Genomic DNA, 1,315 nt, shown 5'->3' on the forward strand with positions numbered 1-1,315 from the left:
CAAACTGAGAATCCTCCATCAATTGTTGTAAACTCCTATAAAACTGTTCTCCATCTTGGTAACTATATTGTCCTTTTTGAAGAAAAGCAGTCATCTTACCAGCTTCATCTTCTACGATTCGGGCAAGGCGGTCTCGACGTTCATAGAGTTCGTTGCGTTGATTTGTAAAAGTTGCTTTCTGCTTTAGATACTCATCTTCCAAATCATGATACTCTTTTTCTTTTGCTTTTAACTTTTGGAAGACTAAATCCGACTGTTCCATTTTCTAAATTCTCCTGCCAATTCCTTATCTGTAGCTAGTTTATTCTCAATGACTTGGATAATCTGTTGGTTAAGGGTATCAAACTCTGTGGCTAGTTTTTCAGCTTTTTGATTCATTTGCTCAAAATCTTGCTCAACTGAACCGACAATCGTAGCCTGAGTCACACCCGCAGACGCAAAAGTCGATAGGACTTCATCATAACTCAGGTATCGGAAACTACTAAAGTCAAGCTGATTCCATAGTTCTTGTGCTTTTGACACCACCTCCTCTTGAAGGTGCTTGACGTCGTCTGCACCAGCTCGAGCCGCATTAGCCATTCCTTCCCCTAGAGCCATCCCCTGCAAGCTATCCAAATATATTTCTTCCTTGCTTGACAAACCATCTGCCGAGAGGTAGCTTTTGATTTTTTGGTAGCGGTACATACCCGCTGTTGCTTCTGCTAGCGCCGTTACTTTGAAATCTGTGACACGTTTTCCGTTCAAATCAACTAACTGGCCATTCTCATCAAATCGCCACTGGGACAAGTTATGATATTCTAACTTGTCACCCCAGTTATCTTTTGCAGGATAGATAGCTGTTTGAGTCGTATTTCCCATAATATTGCCAATAAAATCATACTTATGACGGTAATTGCGAAATTGTTCTGGATGTTCTTGCATGTACTTGATTTCTTCTTTCGAAATCAAGTTATGAATATCTGGTCCGTTATACCCAACATTGGCATAACCTCGCTTCAAAGCGACATACATAGCCAGAGACTCTCCAAGCGAATGCCCCGCAGTTGTGATTTTAGCAGAGGGATAAGTTTTTTCAATTTCTTCCGCAAAACTCAGAGCCGTTTGAAATTGAGATTTTCTAAATGTCTTTGTTTTCGAATCCGACAACATCCGTCTATCACCAAATCCTATTGATTGGATATCTGTTTGGATGTCAAGCCGATCGTCTCTATTCGTCCCAGCATAAGCAATCACTACATGACTATAATCCACATTCCCATTTTTATCCACAGGAGCAACCGCCATCGCCTGCATACCATTGGAGGTGTTGTCTTTT

At 41.0% G+C, this 1,315-nt stretch carries 2 protein-coding genes; both read right to left on the reverse strand.

Going from position 1 to position 1,315, the window contains the following annotated elements; genetic code table 11:
• The coding region (locus tag B7692_RS07355; RefSeq protein ID WP_084930343.1) for a hypothetical protein at window positions 1-262 on the reverse strand (262 nt) is incomplete at its 3' end.
• A partial coding sequence (locus B7692_RS07360; protein WP_084930344.1) for a triacylglycerol lipase occupies window positions 244-1,315 on the reverse strand: 1,072 nt, incomplete at its 5' end. The genes B7692_RS07360 and B7692_RS07355, both read right to left, overlap by 19 nt.

This window comes from Streptococcus mitis, assembly GCF_002096925.1.
Lineage (GTDB): Bacteria > Bacillota > Bacilli > Lactobacillales > Streptococcaceae > Streptococcus > Streptococcus mitis_AF.